The sequence below is a fragment of the Pseudomonas sp. TE21435 genome, assembly GCF_056279265.1.
In genome coordinates, this window is sequence record NZ_JBWBQZ010000001.1 from 4,950,568 (window position 1) to 4,966,142 (window position 15,575).

At 66.6% G+C, this 15,575-nt stretch carries 14 protein-coding genes; 6 read left to right on the plus strand and 8 right to left on the minus strand.

Annotated features, from left to right (window positions below; translation table 11 throughout):
• Positions 1–17 precede the first annotated feature (17 nt).
• Entirely contained in the window at positions 18–974 is a 957-nt protein-coding gene (locus ACZ9C1_RS22390) for a FecR domain-containing protein (RefSeq protein ID WP_476254394.1), read from the minus strand.
• Positions 961–1,476 carry a sigma-70 family RNA polymerase sigma factor gene (locus tag ACZ9C1_RS22395; protein WP_277502867.1) on the minus strand — a complete coding sequence of 172 codons (516 nt, stop codon included), beginning with the start codon at positions 1,474–1,476 and terminating at the stop codon, positions 961–963. The genes ACZ9C1_RS22390 and ACZ9C1_RS22395 overlap by 14 nt, the downstream gene beginning before the upstream one ends.
• A 167-nt stretch (positions 1,477–1,643) precedes the next feature.
• Between ACZ9C1_RS22395 and ACZ9C1_RS22400 the strand changes: the two genes are divergently transcribed.
• The 3 genes from ACZ9C1_RS22400 to ACZ9C1_RS22410 all read left to right on the plus strand — a co-directional run bounded on the left by ACZ9C1_RS22400 (position 1,644) and on the right by ACZ9C1_RS22410 (position 5,901).
• Positions 1,644–2,270: a DNA-3-methyladenine glycosylase family protein gene (locus ACZ9C1_RS22400; protein ID WP_139668846.1), complete on the plus strand. Its 627-nt coding sequence runs from the start codon at positions 1,644–1,646 to the stop codon at positions 2,268–2,270.
• A gap of 115 nt (positions 2,271–2,385) precedes the next feature.
• Positions 2,386–3,444 carry a bifunctional DNA-binding transcriptional regulator/O6-methylguanine-DNA methyltransferase Ada gene (gene ada, locus ACZ9C1_RS22405; RefSeq protein WP_476254395.1) on the plus strand — a complete coding sequence of 353 codons (1,059 nt, stop codon included), beginning with the start codon at positions 2,386–2,388 and terminating at the stop codon, positions 3,442–3,444.
• 54 nt (positions 3,445–3,498) lie between these two features.
• The gene (locus ACZ9C1_RS22410; RefSeq protein WP_476254396.1) at positions 3,499–5,901 is read left to right on the plus strand and encodes a DUF3772 domain-containing protein; all 2,403 of its coding nucleotides are present in this window, start codon (positions 3,499–3,501) and stop codon (positions 5,899–5,901) included.
• 181 nt (positions 5,902–6,082) lie between these two features.
• On the opposite strand, the gene ACZ9C1_RS22415 is transcribed toward ACZ9C1_RS22410, so the two are convergent.
• The 3 genes from ACZ9C1_RS22415 to ACZ9C1_RS22425 all read right to left on the minus strand — a co-directional run bounded on the left by ACZ9C1_RS22415 (position 6,083) and on the right by ACZ9C1_RS22425 (position 9,503).
• Complete coding sequence (locus ACZ9C1_RS22415) at positions 6,083–7,513, minus strand: aldehyde dehydrogenase family protein (RefSeq protein ID WP_277502868.1); 1,431 nt, start codon at positions 7,511–7,513, stop codon at positions 6,083–6,085.
• 13 nt (positions 7,514–7,526) lie between these two features.
• A complete protein-coding gene (locus tag ACZ9C1_RS22420) occupies positions 7,527–9,026 on the minus strand; it encodes a purine-cytosine permease family protein (protein WP_277502869.1) in 1,500 nt (499 codons plus the stop codon).
• A gap of 87 nt (positions 9,027–9,113) precedes the next feature.
• Complete coding sequence (locus ACZ9C1_RS22425) at positions 9,114–9,503, minus strand: YybH family protein (protein ID WP_102683841.1); 390 nt, start codon at positions 9,501–9,503, stop codon at positions 9,114–9,116.
• Positions 9,504–9,955: 452 nt separating this feature from the next.
• Here ACZ9C1_RS22425 and ACZ9C1_RS22430 point away from each other — a divergent pair, with 452 nt between their 5' ends.
• From ACZ9C1_RS22430 to ACZ9C1_RS22440, 3 genes are all read left to right on the plus strand, one after another.
• On the plus strand, positions 9,956–10,645 hold the full coding sequence (locus ACZ9C1_RS22430) for a hydrolase (protein WP_102683840.1): 690 nt from the start codon (positions 9,956–9,958) through the stop codon (positions 10,643–10,645).
• Between the two features lie 36 nt (positions 10,646–10,681).
• The gene (ycaC, locus tag ACZ9C1_RS22435) at positions 10,682–11,302 is read left to right on the plus strand and encodes an isochorismate family cysteine hydrolase YcaC (RefSeq protein WP_023632674.1); all 621 of its coding nucleotides are present in this window, start codon (positions 10,682–10,684) and stop codon (positions 11,300–11,302) included.
• 114 nt (positions 11,303–11,416) lie between these two features.
• A complete protein-coding gene (locus ACZ9C1_RS22440; protein WP_457378654.1) occupies positions 11,417–12,343 on the plus strand; it encodes a LysR substrate-binding domain-containing protein in 927 nt (308 codons plus the stop codon).
• Here the strand turns inward: ACZ9C1_RS22440 and ACZ9C1_RS22445 are convergent.
• From ACZ9C1_RS22445 to pth, 3 genes are all read right to left on the minus strand, one after another.
• A complete protein-coding gene (locus ACZ9C1_RS22445; protein ID WP_457378653.1) occupies positions 12,321–13,490 on the minus strand; it encodes an MFS transporter in 1,170 nt (389 codons plus the stop codon). The genes ACZ9C1_RS22440 and ACZ9C1_RS22445 overlap by 23 nt on opposite strands.
• 305 nt (positions 13,491–13,795) lie before the next feature.
• Entirely contained in the window at positions 13,796–14,896 is a 1,101-nt protein-coding gene (ychF, locus tag ACZ9C1_RS22450) for a redox-regulated ATPase YchF (RefSeq protein ID WP_023629554.1), read from the minus strand.
• A 23-nt stretch (positions 14,897–14,919) separates the two neighbouring features.
• Positions 14,920–15,504: an aminoacyl-tRNA hydrolase gene (gene pth / locus ACZ9C1_RS22455; protein ID WP_023629555.1), complete on the minus strand. Its 585-nt coding sequence runs from the start codon at positions 15,502–15,504 to the stop codon at positions 14,920–14,922.
• Positions 15,505–15,575 lie beyond the last annotated feature (71 nt).

A 15,575-nucleotide genomic window follows, 5' to 3' on the forward strand; every position in this document is an offset into this window, starting at 1 on the left:
TTATTTTCATCAATTGTTCAGGCGGCGCCGATGCTTACCCAATAGCGTGTGCGGTAGTCGACGCGCACCGGCAGGCTGTGGGCGACCAGCAGCAGGACCTGATCGGTGTCGGCCAGCTGGTAGGTGCCGGAAACCTTCAGCCCGGCCACCTCCGGCGCACAGCGCAATAAGCCGGGGCGGTAGCGCGACAGCTCGTCGATGAACTCGCCCAGGGGCATCTGCTGCACGCTCAGTACGCCGTCGGTCCAGCCCCAGGGGTCGCCATGCACGGTGGCGGGCCGATAGTCGCCCTGGGCGAACACCTGCAGCACCTCGCCAGGCTTGACCGAATGTGCGGCGCTGGAGGCGGGGAACAACGTCACCTCGCCTCGGCGCACGGCCACCAGCAGGCCCTGGTCGTTCTCGCGCAGCAGCAGCTGGCCGCCTTGGGTGCCGAGGGTGCCAACCGGGGTGTCGATGCTGAACGGACGGTTGTCATTGACGTTGCTGTCCAGGCTGATTTCGCCGCGCAGCAGGGTCAGCCGGCGTTGGTCGGCGCTGTAGCGCAGGTCGATGGCACTGGCGGTGTTCAGGCGGATCAGGCTGCCGTCGCTGCCGAGCAGTTCACGGCGCTCGCCGGTGGCGGTGCGGCTGTCGGCCATCCAGCCGGACAGGCCCAGCGGTTCACGCGCCGCCCAGCCAGCGGCGCCGCCCAGTGCCAATACCGACAGCAGCTTGAGATGGTCGCGCCGGCTCATGCGTCGGCGCTCGGTACCGGCGAGGGTCTGCCGACTCAGCTCGGCTGGCAGGCTGGCCAGTTCGTCACCGAGGCTGCTGACCCGCTGCCAGGCCTGGGCATGCTGCGGGTGGCTGGCCAGCCAGCGCTGGAACTGCTGTTCGGTACGTGGGCCGGGGCTGTCGTAGCGCAGTTTGACCAGCCATTCGATGGCCTGGTCGACCTGGGCCTGGGTCGGTGTCTGGTCAGGCGTCGGCATAGCGCATCCGGTAGCAGACGCCCAGGGCCTTGGCCAGGTCGCGTTCCACGGTGGCCCGGGAAACGTCCAGGCGCTGGGCGATCTGTGCCAGGCTGAGGCCGTCGAGCTGGGCCAGCAGGAAGGCTTGGCGGGCCCGGGGCTTGAGGCGTTGCAGGGCAAGGTCGAGGCGTTCGAGGGTATCGAGGATCAACAGGCGTTGCTCCTCGCTGGGTACCTCTTGTTCCGGCAGGTTGGCCAGGCTTTCCAGGTAGGCCTTTTCCAGGGCGCGACGGCGGAACTGGTCGATCATCAGGCCACGGGCGATGCTGCTCAGGTAGGCGCGTGGCTCTTTGAGTGGCGAGGCCTGGCGCGCCTTGAGCAGGCGCACGAAGGTGTCCTGGGCCAGGTCCGCGGCGTTCTCCCGGCAACCCACCCGGGCGCCGAGCCAGCCGCGCAGCCAGCGATGATGGGCCTGATAGAGCAGATCGACCTCGGCCGGTTTCAGCGTGTCTTCGATCTGCATCGTCTGGAGAGCCTGCCCGGATAATGTGATTGTTAATGGTTCTCAATTCTATGCGCGGCGCTACTGGCGGATCAATGGTATGCCAGCGATTAGATAAGCAAGATTGAGCGTTTCACCGATGAACGGTTGGGCTAGGCTCGGAGATCGTATCCATGCGAACGCCGAAGATGATCCTTGCAGACCTTTCCCCGCAGGCCTTTGACCATGCCTCTGCCTGGCTGGCCGGGCAGGATGCGCACTGGGCGCGGCATATTGCCGCCGTCGGGCCCTGCCTGCATCGGGCCACCCCCGGGCGCGAGCCGTACGAGGCGCTGGTGCGGGCCATCGCCTACCAGCAGTTGCATGCGCGGGCGGCCGAGGCGATCCTCGGGCGACTGCTGGCGCTGTTCCCGGATGGAGCGTTTCCCTCGCCCAAACAGTTGCTGGCGTTGACGCCGGAGGCGATGCGCGCCTGTGGGCTATCCGCGAGCAAGATCGCCACGGTTCACGGGATTGCCCAAGCGCGTGTGGAGGGTGTGGTGCCCAGCCGGGAAGAGGCGCTGCATATGTCGGATGCCGCACTGGTCGAACGCCTGGTGGCGCTGCGAGGAGTCGGGCGTTGGACGGTGGAGATGCTGTTGATCTATAGCCTGGAGCGATCGGATATCCTGCCGGTGGACGACTTCGGCGTGCGCGAGGGGTATCGGCGCATGAAGGGGCTGGACAAGGCGCCGACGCCCGCGCAGATGCGGGTTTTGGGCGGGGCGTGGAGCCCGTACCGGACCGTGGCGGCCTGGTACCTGTGGCGGGCTTGAAGTGTCATCCGCCTGCACGGCCCTATCGCGGGTTCGTTGAAGATAACGCAAGATTCGGAGTGTTCACTGTCGGCCAAGCCGCCAAGCTCAGCGCATCGAACCAAGGAGAGGCGCCATGAATCACGCCCCGACCACCTACACCACCGACGCTGAACGCTGGCACGCCGTGCAGTCCCGCGACACCGCCGCGACCGGCCATTTCGTCTATGCCGTGCGCACCACCGGCGTCTACTGCCAGCCCGCCTGCAAGTCGCGCCTGGCCAAGCGCGAGAATGTCGAGTTCTTTGCCGACCCCGGCCAGGCCGAGGCAGCTGGCTACCGCGCCTGCAAACGCTGCAAGGCCGCGCAGGGCAGTCGGCGCACCGACCTGGTAGCCCGCGCCTGCCGCCTGATCGAGGCCAGTGAAACCGCGCCCAACCTCGACCAGCTCGGCAGCGAGCTGAACGTCAGCCCCTTCCATCTGCATCGGCTGTTCAAGGCCGAGACCGGCCTGACCCCCAAGGCCTACGCCTCGGCCTTTCGCGCCCAGCGTCTACGCGAGCGCCTGGATGCCGCCGACAGCGTCACCGAGGCCATCTACGACGCGGGTTACAACTCCAATAGCCGCTTCTACGAGAGCGCCGCCGAACGGCTGGGCATGCGCCCGAGGGAGTACCGTGCCGGCGGCCAGGGTGCCACCATCCACTTTGCCGTGGCCCAGTGCTCGCTGGGGGCGATCCTGGTCGCCCAGAGCGAGCGGGGCATTTGCGCGATCCTGCTGGGTGACGAGCCCGAGCCCTTGCTCAAGGGCCTGCAGGACAAGTTCCCCAAGGCCCGGCTGATCGGCGGCGATGACACTTTCGAGCGGCTGGTGGCCGAGGTGATCGGCTTTGTCGAGGCGCCGGCGCTGGGCCTGGCGTTGCCCCTGGATGTGCAGGGCACGGCGTTCCAGGAGCGGGTCTGGCAAGCGCTGCGCGAGGTGCCGCCCGGGACCACGATCAGCTACACCGACATCGCCGAGCGCATCGGCGCGCCCAAGGCGGTGCGGGCGGTGGCCCAGGCCTGCGCGGCCAACGCGATCGCCGTGGCGATTCCTTGCCACCGGGTGGTGCGCCGTGACGGAGACCTCAGTGGCTACCGCTGGGGTATCGAGCGCAAGCGCCAACTGCTGGACCGAGAGACGGCACTCTCCTGAGCGCGCGGACCGAGTAGAATTCACGCCCTGTCGAGTTGCGTAGAGGAACATTCGATGAGGCGTGTCAGCCTTGACCGATTCTGTGCGGGGATTTTCGCCCTGTTGTTATGCCTGGCCGTCCCGGCCTGGGCTGCCCCGGCCACGCCGGCATCGCGCCTGGCTGTGGCCGAGCAGCAAGTGCTGGACGAGAACGCCAGCCTGGACGAGTTGAGCGAGCGGCTCGACCAGATCCGCCAGGGCGTTACCAGCAACGCCAACGACGATCTGCTCGCGCAGTTGCGCCAGTCGGCCCTGCAGGTGCAGCGCCAGGCCGATGTGCTGGCCACCCAGCGCACCGCTGACGTGCAGCGCCTGGACGACCAGCTCAACGTGCTCGGCCCACCCATGGCCGAGGAGGCCGAGAGCCTGACCCGCCAGCGCAAGCAGCTCACTGACGAAAAGAACAAGGTGGTCGCCGAGCAGAAGGACGCCACCACGCTGACGCAGTCGGCCCGTGACCTGTCCACGCAGATCGTCAACCTGCGCCGCAGCCTGTTCAACTCGCAGATCACCAGCCGCGCCGCCAGCCCGTTGAGCCCGGCGTTCTGGTCGAGCCTGATCCGCCCCACCGATGACGACGTGGCGCGCCTGCGCGACCTGCGCGGCGAGGTGTCGGACGCCATGGCCAGCGCCTTCAGTGCCGAACACCGCTGGTTGTTCATCACCGCGCTGGTGGCGGCGGTGCTGGTCTGGACCCTGGTGCGGCGGCTGCTGGAGCGCCTGCTGGCCGATGCCATGATCCGCTGGCTGCCCGAAGGCCGTCTGCGCCGCAGCGCCCTGGCCCTGAGCGTCAGCCTGGCTACGCTGGGCACTATCTCCGGCTCCGTGTCGTTGCTGCGCTGGGGCCTGGAGAGCAGCGCGGAGCTTGGCGCCGACCTGGCCAGCCTGACTAACCATATTCTTGCGCTGGTGATCTTCAGTGCCTTCATCTCGGGGCTGGGCCGCGCCATGCTGATGCTGCAGCGCCCGTCCTGGCGCCTGCCGCCGATCGCCGACGAGGTGGCCAGCGCCTTGGGCTGGTTCCCCAAAGTGCTGGCCCTGGCGCTGATGGTGCTGCTGACCCAGGAACGCATCAACAGCGTGATCGGCACCAGCCTGGCGCTGACCCTGGCCACCAATGGCCTGACCGCGCTGGTGGTGTCGCTGCTGTTCGTCGTGGCCCTGCTGCGCTATCGCCGTGCCCATCGCTTGCACGACCTTGAGCGTCCCAAGGGCCTGGCCGGGTTGATCCCGTTCGTGATCGTGGTCTGGGTGGCGGCTATCCTGCTGACCCTGCTCGCCGGCTACCTGACGTTGGCCTACTTCCTCACCGCCAAGCTGCTGTGGGTCAGCGTGGTGGTGACCTGCGCCTACCTGCTGGTGACCGTGTTCGGCGACCTGTGCGAAACCTTGCTGTCGCCGCGTCAGCCAGGTGGCCTGGCGCTGGCCTCGGCGCTCGGCCTGCAGCAACGCCACCAGGCCCAGGCCAGCACGGTGCTGGCGGGCATCGGCCGCACACTGCTGCTGTTTGCCGCCGCGTTGCTGATATTCATGCCATCGGGCACCAGCCCGGGCGAGCTGCTGCTGAGCCTGGCGGACTGGGACGGCACCGGTGGCAAGGTGCTGGGCAACTTGAACATCGTGCCCCAGGACATCTTCCTGGCCGTGGCGATCTTCCTCGGTGGCTGGTTCGCCATTCGCGTGGTCAAGCGCTGGCTGAGCGAACGCCTGCTGCCGGAAACCGACATGGACGCCGGCATGCGCGCCTCGCTGGTGACCTTGGTGGGCTACCTGGGCTTCCTGTTCCTGGCCATGCTGGTGATGTCCACCCTGCACATCAACCTGACCAGCCTGACCTGGGTAGTCAGTGCGCTGTCGGTGGGTATCGGTTTCGGCCTGCAGCAGATCGTGCAGAACTTCATCTCCGGCCTGATCCTGCTCACCGAGCGCCCGGTGAAAGTGGGAGACTGGGTGAGCCTGGCCGGTGTCGAGGGTGATATTCGCCGGATCAACGTGCGCGCCACGGAAATCCAGATGTCCGACCGCTCGACGGTGATCGTGCCCAATTCGCAGTTCATTTCGCAGAACGTGCGCAACGTGACCATGGCCAATGCCCTGGGGGTGGTGGGCATCACCCTGACGCTGCCGCTGGAGACCGATCCTGCGAAAGTGCGCGAGGTACTGCTGGCGGCGTACAAGGAGCATGAGTCGATCCTCGACGCGCCGGCCACCTCGGTGACCTTCAAGGATCTGACCAGCAGTGGCATGGTCATCGGGGTGAGCGGCTATGTCGCTTCGCCTCGACAGGTATCGGGCACGCGCAGCGACCTGTTGTTCACTATCCTCGGGCACTTGCGTGAGGAAGGCATCGCCCTGTCGTCGCCGGCGAGCATGGTGCTGGTGCAGGAGAACGGGCGCCAGGCCGACGAACCGGCATAAGGCCAATCGCGGGGCCAGCGCGCTCCTACCGCTTGCACATGTCGGCGTGGGAGCGGGCTTGCCCCGCGATGGGGTTCTGTATGCAATTGCGTGAAGGTGGGCAGGTGTTCGCCGATTGGCGCTGAAAAACTCGCAGAACACCTGCCAGCCTACCCATTCCCTTAAATGGGACGCCTAAAAGTCACCCCAAGCACCGCGTCACATGCTTCACCGACTGATACCCCGAAAGCCCCCAAGGCCCGAGCTCACGCCCGATCCCGCTGCCCTTGGTGCCGCCCCACGAAGTTTCGACAAACACCGCCTGCACAGAGTTGATCCATACATGCCCCACCTCCAGCGCATCGGCCACGCGCTCGGCGCGCTCCAGGTCGGCGGAGCACACGGTGGCGACCAACCCGAAGCGGCTGTCGTTGGCTTGGGCGATGGCCTCGGCCTCGCTGCCGAAGCGCCGCGCGCACAGCACCGGGCCGAAGATTTCTTCGCCCCACAGGCGACTGCTTACCGGTACATCCACATACAACGTCGGGCTGACGAACCAGCCGTCGCGGTCCAGTGCGGTGCCGCCGGTCAGGCACTTCAGGCCTTCTTCGCGGGCTGTGGCGAAATAGCCGGCGACCTTGAGCCACTGCGCCTGGCTGGTCAGCGGCCCCATGTCCACTTCTTCAGTGAGCGGGTTGCCCACGCGCAACGCCGCCAGCGCCGCCTGCAAGCGCGGCAGCAGGGCATCGGCGATGCCGTCCTGCACCAGCAGGCGCGAAGTGGCCGAGCACATCTGCCCGGCGTTCCAGGTGATGCCGGCGACGATCCACTCCACCGCCTGGTCGACATCGCAATCGTCGAACACCACGATGGCCGACTTGCCGCCCAGCTCCAGCGTTACCGGCCGGCACTGGGCCGCGGCGGCGCGCATCACCTGGCTGCCGACGCCGTTGCTGCCGGTGAATGACAGCTTGTCCAGGCCGTTGTGGCCGCTCAGCGCAGCGCCGGTCTCGGCCTTGCCGCCCACGATGTTCAGCACGCCGGCCGGCAGGCCAAGCACCTCGGCGATCTGGCCGTAGGCCTGCTCGATCAGCGGGGTGATTTCGGAGGGCTTGAGCACCACGGTGCAGCCGGCCGCGAGGGCCGGGGCGAGCTTCCAGGCGCTGGTCACCAGCGGGAAGTTCCACGGCACGATCAGGCCGACCACGCCCACCGGCTCCAGGCGGGTGCGGGCGGTGAAGCCCGGCGCGGCCAGGGGTACGTCGCGGTTCTTCGCCGGTAACTGCTCGGCCAGGTCGGCGTAGTAGGCGAAGGTGGCGATGGCGTCGTCGAGATCGATCTCGGCCTCGTGGCGCGGCTTGCCGTTGTTGCGCATCTGCAGGGCGATCAATTCGTCGCGGCGCTGGCCCAGCTGTTCGGCGAAGCCGCGCAGGTAGTTGGCACGCTCGGTGGCGCTGACCGTCTTCCAGGCCGCCAGGGCCCGGCGCGCGGCGGCAACGGCTTGGTCGACCTGGGCGCTGCTGGCGGCCATCAGTTCGGCGAACGCCTGGCCGTCGGACGGGTTGTGGACAACGATACAGTCGCTGCCCTGGCCTTCGACCCAGCGGCCGTCGATGTAGTGAGGAGTGGTCATGGTCGGATTCCAGTCAGGCCATTTCGGCAGTGGTCACGGGCGTTACCGGCGTGCTTTTGCAACGCACCCAGCGCGGGCCCAGGGGGCCATACACGCCAGCAGGTTCAGGGAACAGGTTGAGCAGGATCAGGTACAGCACGGCGGCGATGCCGAGGGTCACCGGCAGGCTCAGGTCGATGCCGCCGGCGAGCTCGCCCAGCGGGCCGACGAACTGCCCAGGCAGGTTGACGAAGCACAGGCCAACCACCGCGCTGGGGATCCACGCGCCCATGCCGCGCCAGTTCCAGCCGTGGTCGAACCAGTAGTGACCGCCTTGCTGGCCACGGGTGAACACTTGCAGGTCGTCGGCATGGTAGAAGCCGCGGCGGGTGATCAGGCCGAGGATCATGATCACCATCCACGGGCTGGTGCAGGTGATGATCAGCACGGCGAAGGTCGACACGCTCTGCACAAGGTTGAAGGTGAAACGGCCGACGAAGATGAAGCCGATGGCCAGCACGCCGATCAACAGGGTAGCGGCGGCGCGGCTGAGCAGGCGCGGGAACACGCTGGACATGTCCAGGCCGGTGCCGTACAGCGCCGTGGTGCCGGTGGACATGCCGCCGATCACCGCGATCAGGCACACCGGCAGGAAGAACCAGCCCGGCGAGATCGCCAGCAGGCCGCCGACGTAGTTGTTGGCGGCGATGTAGTCCGGTGCCTGGCTGGCCACCAGGGTGGCGGTGCACAGGCCGAACAGGAACGGGATCAGCGTGGCGGCCTGGGCGAGGATCACCGCCAGCATGATGCGCGACTTGGGCGTTTGCCGCGGGATGTAGCGCGACCAGTCGCCGAGGAAGGCGCCGAACGACACCGGGTTGCTCATGGCCAGGATCGCCGCGCCGACGAACGCCGCCCAGAAGCCGGCCTGGCCGAGGTTGACGCTGCCGGCGTAGCCCGCATCGAAGGGCCCGGCGAAAGCGAAGATGCCCAGCAGGAACAGCAGGCTCGAGGCCCACACCGCAATCTTGTTGACCCACAGCATGAAGCGAAAACCAAAGATGCACACCACCAGCACCAGTATCGCGAACAGGCCATAGGCCAGGCCGAGGGTCAGGTCGGTTTCCGGCAGGCCGACCAGGCGCTTGGCGCCGCCGACCAGGGCATCGCCGGAGCTCCATACCGATAGCGAGAAGAACGCGACGGCGGTCAGCAGTGACAGGAACGAGCCGACGATACGCCCGTGCACACCGAAGTGCGCACCGGACGATACCGCGTTGTTGGTGCCGTTGAGCGCGCCGAACAGGCCCATCGGCGCGAGGATCAGCGCGCCCACGCCGACGCCGAGCAGGATCGCCCAGGCCCCGGCCTGGAACGACAGCCCGAACAGCACCGGGAAGCTGCCCAGCACGGCGGTGGCGAAGGTATTGGCACCGCCGAAGATCAGGCGGAACAGGTCCAGCGGGGCGGCGTCGCGTTGATCGTCGGGGATCTGTTCGACGCCATTGGTCTCGATACCGGTCGAGTGACTCATGGTGATGCTCCAGCGCGAATGTTGTCGGCCGTCGGGCGGCCTTGTTGTGGGTGCGATGGCAGTGCGGCAGGGCCGCTTGAAAGGGGATCAGGCCGGCGAGACGACCGACAGGTGCTCGTGACAGGCCAACCAGCGGTCGCCGTGCAGACGCAAGACGATGGTCTCGCGCTCGTTCAGGTCGAGGGTCTCGCCGGCGACGCGCAGGCGCGTGGCCACGTCGTGCATGAAGATCGCCACGTCGCCCTGCAGGCTCACCTGGGCATTGCTCGACTCGCAGCCGAGCACGGCGAAACCGTCCGCCTGCCAGCTGGCCCAGAGATCTTCATAGGCACGGCGCGACAGCAGCGGTTGCGGCAAGGTGTGGAAGAGGAAGGTGGCGTCTTCGCTGAAGCAGGCGAAGTAGCGGGCGGTGTCGTTGCTGGCGAAGGCGGCGACGAGGTCGGCGGCGGCCTGCCGTACCTGGAGTGTCTGGTCCACGGGAGTGGCCTCACGGTTTATTGTGATTGTTGGTGAAGCGATTCTGGTGGGGGCAGGCGGGGGGAAAAATCGCTGTGGACAAATAATCAGTTCAGGAAATCGTGAACCAATGGGCTGACCGACCAAGTAACCGACCAAGTTATCGACCAAGCGCTGCTGAAAATTGCCGATCCATCGGATCGGTGATTGCGCGCTGGCATTTCATCATCGTTCTCCCAGCGCAACTCTGAGGGTTCACCCATGGGCCTACCGGGTCGCATCTCGCCTCTCTACCGTTAGCCCTGCCGCCCGCCTGGCCACAGGCCGCACGGGCATTTGCCACGGCCCGCCGACTGACGGTCGCTTCGTTCAGCCTGCGTTGCCTACTCTCATAGTCCCCACTGTGGATGTGTGGGGCGCGGTCCGACCGCAGCGGCCAGGATGGCCTGTTCTCACACCAAGAGGAGAGAACGATGAGCAATTTCTCGCAAGCCGCCAACTTCGAAGGCCAAGTGCCACGCATCGACCCCGACAACGCCACGATGCTGCTGATCGACCACCAGAGTGGCCTGTTCCAGACGGTCAAGGACATGCCCATGACCGAACTGCGGGCCAACGCCATCACCCTGGCCAAGGTCGCCAGTCTGGCGAAGATCCCGGTCATCACCACCGCCTCGGTACCCCAGGGTCCCAACGGCCCGTTGATCCCGGAAATCCACGAGGCTGCGCCACACGCGCAATACGTGGCCCGCAAAGGTGAGATCAACGCCTGGGACAACCCCGAGTTCGTCGCTGCGGTGAAGGCCACTGGGCGCAAGCAACTGATCATCGCCGGCACCATCACCAGCGTGTGCATGGCCTTCCCCAGCATCAGCGCGGTGGCCGCCGGCTACCAGGTGTTCGCGGTCATCGACGCGTCAGGCACCTACTCCAAGATGGCCCAGGAAGTGACCTTGGCGCGGGTGGTCCAGGCCGGCGTGGTGCCGATGGACACCGCCGCCGTCTGCTCCGAGGTGCAGCGCACCTGGAACCGCCCGGATGCCGCGCAGTGGGCCGAGGCCTACAGCGCGGTGTTCCCGCACTATCAACTGTTGATCGAGAGCTACGCCAAGGCCCAGGCCGTCGTCACCGGCCATGAGCAACTGGACTCGCAACGCAACTGAACCTGGCTGTTTCCCATCCAAGCAAGGAGATCCACCATGGCATTCCAATACAAGCGTCTGGACAAGAACAACGCCGCGGTACTGCTGGTCGATCACCAGACCGGGCTGCTGTCGCTGGTGCGCGACATCGACCCGGACCGGTTCAAGAACAACGTGCTGGCGCTGGCCGACCTGGCCAAGTACTTCAAGTTGCCGACCATCCTCACCACCAGCTTCGAGACCGGCCCCAACGGCCCGCTGGTACCCGAGCTCAAGGAGCAGTTCCCCGAGGCGCCCTACGTCGCCCGCCCCGGCAACATCAACGCCTGGGACAACGAGGACTTCGTCAAGGCGGTGAAGGCCACCGGCAAGAAGCAACTGATCATCGCCGGCGTGGTCACCGAGGTGTGCGTGGCCTTCCCGGCGCTGTCGGCGCTGGAGGAGGGCTTCGAGGTGTTCGTGGTCACCGACGCTTCCGGCACCTTCAACGAACTGACCCGCGACTCGGCCTGGCGCCGCATGGAAGCCGCCGGCGCCCAGCTGATGACCTGGTTCGGCGTGGCCTGCGAGCTGCACCGTGACTGGCGCAACGACATCGAAGGGCTGGGCACGCTGTTCTCCAACCACATTCCCGACTACCGCAACCTGATGACCAGCTACAGCAAGCTGGCCAAGTGACCGCCAGCCCGGGCCCCGTTGCCGGGGCCCGGGCCTGGTGACGCCCACGGCCCCTGTGACGATCCCTGGAGAATGGCGGATGATGCAGCGGTGAGCCGTGGACGAGTGTTGCCGATGTTCGACCTGAACGACCTTTATCTCTATGCCAAGGTGGTGGAGCACGGCGGCTTCGCGCCCGCCGGGCGCATCCTTGGCCTGCCCAAGTCACGCCTCAGCCGGCGTGTTGCCAAGCTCGAGGAGCGCCTGGGCGTGCGCCTGATCCAGCGCTCCACGCGGCAGTTCCAGGTGACCGAGGTAGGCCTGGAGTATTACCGCCATTGCCTGGGCATGCTCGAGCAGGCCGTCGCCGCCGAGGATGCCGTCGAGCGCAACCGCGCCGAGCCCCGTGGCATCGTGCGCCTGGCCAGCAGCACCGCGCTGCTCGATTCGCGCCTGGCGCCGATGCTGGCGCGCTTCATGGCGCAATGCCCGGTGGTCGAGCTGTTGGTCAAGAGCTACAACCGCCGGGTGGATGTGATCGGCGAGGGCTTTGACCTGGTGCTGAGCGTGCAGCACCAGCCACTGGAAAGCAGCGAGCTGGTGATGCGTCGCCTGGCCCCGAGCCGTCAGTGCCTGATAGCTGCGCCGGGCCTGCTGGCCGAACACGGGCGGCCCGTGTCGCCGGAAGGGCTCCAGCTTCTGCCGAGCCTGAACTGGGGCGCCAATGTGCAGGACGCCAGCTGGATGCTGATCGGGCCTGCTGGCGCCGAGGCTGCCGTGCGCCATCGCCCCCGTGTGGTGTCGGACGACCTCGCGGTACTGCGCGAGGCCGCCCTGGCCGGTGTGGGCGCGGTGCTGCTGCCCGAGGAGGCGGTGCGCGCCGACCTGGCTGACGGGCGGCTGGTGCATGTTCTCGACGACTGGGCGCCACGGGAAGGGGAGGTGGTGGCGCTGTTCCCCTCCCGGCGAGGGTTGATGCCCGCGGTGCGCAAGCTGATCGACTACCTGGCCGACGCCTTCGAGCAGGAGCAGCAGGCCGCTACGCCGGTTCGCGCTCGCTGAAGCCTGGCTCGGCAGGAGGGCGGGCCGACCAGAACGCCAGGCCCGCCGCCAAGGCGGTCAGCGCGGCGCCGGCCCAGGGGGTGGCCGCCAGCGTCGCCCCGGTGATCACCACGCCGCCGATGGCCGAACCCAGCCCGACGCCCAGGTGCATGGCCGACATGTTCAGGCTCATGCCGGCCGGGAAGGTATCCGGGCCACGGGTCGCCAGGTAGCTCTGCACCACCGGTGAGGTGGTCCAGCTCAGCCCGCCCCAGAGCATCATGGTCGCCAGGAACAACCATGGCGTGCCCACGCTCAACGGCAGTACCAGCAAGCTGGCGAGATAGAGCAGCGGCGCCAGCGCGATGGAGCGGCCTGCGCCGAGCCGGTCCGCCATCCAGCCGCCGAAATAGCCGCCCGAAACACCGGCGATGCCGAAGGCGGCGAACACTGCCGCCAGCCATTGCAGTGGAATGGCGGCGACCTGGTGGGCATAGGGGGCCAGGTAGGCAAAGACCGTGAAGTGCCCGGCAATCATCAGCAACGACACGCCCTGGGCTGCCATCAGGCGGCTGTCGCGCAGATGGCGGACATAGCTGTGCAGGGCGATGCGTTCGCTGCTCTGCAACTGCGGCAACCCTTGCCAGGCCATCAGCAGCACTGCCATTGCCAGCACGCTCAGCCCGGTGAAGACGCCACGCCAGCCCAGCACGTCGCACAGCAGCATTCCGGCCGGCACCCCCAGCACCAGCGAGCTGCAGATGCCCATGAAGATCACCCCGATGGCGCGGCCACGCAGGGCCTCGGGCACCATGCGCGTGGCCATCAGGGTGCAAGTCAGGCAGGTCAGGGCGCTGGTCGCGGCCATGCCTATGCGCGCCACCAGCAACGCGGTATAGCCAGGCGCCAGGGCTGCTGCCAGGTTGCACAGGGCAAAGATCGCCAGGGTGGCGCACAGCAGGCGGCGCAAGGGCAGGCGTGTGGTCAGCAGGGGAGAGAAGGGCGCGGCGAGGGCGAAGCTCAGGGAGAACACCGTGGTCAGCTGCCCGGCGATACCGAGCGGGACTTGCAGGCCATCGGCCAGGGCCGGCAGGATGCCGACCGTGATGTTTTCTGCCATGCCCGTGACGAATGTCGCCAGGGCCAGCAGCCAGATACGCGGGCTCATTGTGTTGCCTCCGATAAACAGGCCGGCCAAGGTCCGGACCCATTTGTCCCGACGGTTGACCGGCAAGGGTCAGGTCCATCGGGTTTCGAGGCAGTGCTTCGGTTATCCCGGTTCAAGCAAGGGGGAGTGTAGCCGGTTGCAGGAAGTGAGTGAAGCACGTCGGCCTACAGGTGCTGGCAGTCAGTCGCGTTGACACTCATTTTTTCCCTGCACAAATGCATCGCGGGGCAAGCCCGCTCCCACGCGTCCAGTGCAGACTACGTGGGAACGGGCTTGCCCCGCGATGGGAGGGCGCCGAGCGGTACTCAGACGTTGAAGCGGAAGTGCATCACGTCGCCATCCTTGACGATGTAGTCCTTGCCCTCAAGGCGCCATTTACCGGCTTCCTTGGCGCCGCTCTCACCCTTGAACTGGATGAAGTCGTCATAGGCCACCACTTCGGCGCGGATGAAGCCTTTCTCGAAGTCGGTGTGGATCACGCCGGCCGCCTGCGGCGCGGTGGCGCCCACGCGCACGGTCCAGGCACGCACTTCCTGCACGCCTGCAGTGAAGTAGGTCTGCAGGTTGAGCAGCTCGTAGCCGGCGCGGATCACGCGGTTCAGGCCAGGCTCTTCCAGGCCCAGGGCCTCGAGGAACATGTCCTTCTCCTCACCGTCGTCGAGTTCGGCGATCTCGGCTTCGATCTTGTTGCACACCGGTACCACGACCGCGCCTTCTTCCTCGGCGATGGCCTTGACCACGTCCAGGTGCGGGTTGTTGTCGAAGCCATCTTCGGCAACGTTGGCGATGTACATCACCGGCTTGCTGGTCAGCAGGTGGAAACCGCGGATGACGGCCTTCTCGTCGTCAGCCATGTTCTTCATCAGGCTGCGTGCCGGCTTGCCTTCGGTGAAGTGCGGGATCAGTTTTTCCAGGATGGCCTTCTGTGCCAGGGCATCCTTGTCGCCGCCCTTGGCGTTGCGGGCGACCTTCTGCAGTTGCTTCTCGCAGCTGTCGAGGTCGGCAAAGATCAGTTCGAGGTCGATGATCTCGATGTCGCGCTTGGGGTCGACGCTGTTGGAAACGTGGATCACGTTCTCGTCTTCGAAGCAGCGCACCACGTGGGCGATGGCGTCGGTCTCGCGGATGTTGGCGAGGAACTTGTTGCCCAGGCCTTCACCTTTCGAGGCGCCAGCGACCAGGCCGGCGATGTCGACGAATTCCATGGTGGTCGGCAGGATGCGGTTCGGCTTGACGATCTCGGCCAGCGCGGCCAGGCGTGCGTCGGGCATCGGCACGATGCCGCTGTTCGGCTCGATGGTGCAGAAGGGGAAGTTCTCCGCCGCGATGCCGGACTTGGTCAGGGCGTTGAACAGGGTGGACTTGCCGACGTTGGGCAGGCCGACGATGCCGCAATTGAAACCCATGGGTATTCCCCTATCTAAAAGTGTCAGGCCTTCTGGCTGTGCAGTTCGCGCATCGCCTTGGCGAAGTCGCCGGCAAGCACGTCGGGCATCACGCCGAGGGCAAAATCGATGCTGGCGTCGAGCTTCTCCTGCTCGGCGCGCGGCGCGCGGCCCAGGACGAAGTTGGAGACCAGTTTGGCGTCACCCGGGTGGCCGATGCCAAGCCGCAGGCGGTGGAAGTCGTTCTGGTTGCCGAGCTGCGCGATGATGTCGCGCAGGCCGTTGTGCCCACCATGGCCGCCGCCTCTCTTGAGCTTGGCGACGCCGGGGGGCAGGTCGAGTTCGTCGTGCGCCACCAGGATCGCTTCCGGCTTGATGCGGAAGAAATTGGCCAGAGCCGCCACGGACTGGCCGCTACGGTTCATGTAGGTGGTGGGGATCAGCAAACGAACATCGTTGCCTTGATGGCTGAACTTAGCCGTCAGGCCGAAATACTTCTTGTCAGCGGACAGCGAGACGCGCTGGGCGCTGGCGAGGCGTTCAACGAAAAGAGCCCCTGCGTTATGCCGGGTCTGTTCGTATTCGGGGCCGGGGTTACCCAGGCCGACGATCAACTGGATGGCGGTCACGTCAGGGGCTCTTCCTTGGAGTTGGTGGGTTACGGTGCGCGCGGCACTGTAACCCGATCAACGCCGGCGTG

Coding starts and splice junctions, on each gene's coding strand:
- ACZ9C1_RS22390 (WP_476254394.1), bottom strand. CDS start 974: ATGCCGACGCCTGACCAGACACCGACCCAGGCCCAGGTCGACCAGGCC.
- ACZ9C1_RS22395 (WP_277502867.1), bottom strand. CDS start 1,476: ATGCAGATCGAAGACACGCTGAAACCGGCCGAGGTCGATCTGCTCTAT.
- ACZ9C1_RS22400 (WP_139668846.1), top strand. CDS start 1,644: ATGATCCTTGCAGACCTTTCCCCGCAGGCCTTTGACCATGCCTCTGCC.
- ada (WP_476254395.1), top strand. CDS start 2,386: ATGAATCACGCCCCGACCACCTACACCACCGACGCTGAACGCTGGCAC.
- ACZ9C1_RS22410 (WP_476254396.1), top strand. CDS start 3,499: ATGAGGCGTGTCAGCCTTGACCGATTCTGTGCGGGGATTTTCGCCCTG.
- ACZ9C1_RS22415 (WP_277502868.1), bottom strand. CDS start 7,513: ATGACCACTCCTCACTACATCGACGGCCGCTGGGTCGAAGGCCAGGGC.
- ACZ9C1_RS22420 (WP_277502869.1), bottom strand. CDS start 9,026: ATGAGTCACTCGACCGGTATCGAGACCAATGGCGTCGAACAGATCCCC.
- ACZ9C1_RS22430 (WP_102683840.1), top strand. CDS start 9,956: ATGAGCAATTTCTCGCAAGCCGCCAACTTCGAAGGCCAAGTGCCACGC.
- ycaC (WP_023632674.1), top strand. CDS start 10,682: ATGGCATTCCAATACAAGCGTCTGGACAAGAACAACGCCGCGGTACTG.
- ACZ9C1_RS22440 (WP_457378654.1), top strand. CDS start 11,417: ATGTTCGACCTGAACGACCTTTATCTCTATGCCAAGGTGGTGGAGCAC.
- ACZ9C1_RS22445 (WP_457378653.1), bottom strand. CDS start 13,490: ATGAGCCCGCGTATCTGGCTGCTGGCCCTGGCGACATTCGTCACGGGC.
- ychF (WP_023629554.1), bottom strand. CDS start 14,896: ATGGGTTTCAATTGCGGCATCGTCGGCCTGCCCAACGTCGGCAAGTCC.